Raw genomic sequence first — 593 nt, forward strand, 5'->3', positions numbered from 1 at the left:
AGTTGATGCTCATCTTCGAACCGCACTTCTCCGAAGCGTCCTACGGGTTTCGTCCCAGACGCAGTGCCCAGCAAGCCGTCCGAAAGGCCCGGCAGCATGTTGCTGAAGGCTATCGCTGGATTGTCGATCTGGATCTGGAGAAGTTCTTTGACCGTGTCAATCACGACATTTTAATGACGAGGATTGCGCGGAGAGTCAAAGACAAACAGGTGTTACGGCTCATTCGTCGTTACCTACAGGCAGGTCTGCTCGAAGGAGGAACTGTCTCGCCACGGATGGAAGGGACCCCGCAAGGTGGGCCACTCTCCCCGCTGCTGTCGAACATCCTTCTCGATGAATTAGACAAGGAACTGGAACGCCGTGGCCACCGCTTCTGCCGCTATGCCGACGACTGCAATATCTACTTGCAGAGCAGACGCAGCGCACAGCGGGTCATGGACTCGGTGAGCCAGTACCTCGAAGAGCAGCTGAAACTCAAGGTCAATCGGAGCAAAAGTGCCGTAGACCGACCGTGGAACCGCAGCTTCCTCGGCTATAGCATGACCTTTCACAAAAAGCCGCGACTCAAAGTTGCACCAGCCAGCGTGAAGCGT

Annotated in this window: 1 protein-coding gene; it reads left to right on the plus strand. The window is 55.8% G+C overall.

Annotated features, from left to right (window positions below):
- The coding region (locus tag ICT70_RS15345) for a reverse transcriptase domain-containing protein (RefSeq protein ID WP_272977248.1) at window positions 1–593 on the plus strand (593 nt) is incomplete at both ends.

The organism is Pelovirga terrestris (assembly GCF_014773365.1).
Lineage (GTDB): Bacteria > Desulfobacterota > Desulfuromonadia > Desulfuromonadales > Geopsychrobacteraceae > Pelovirga > Pelovirga terrestris.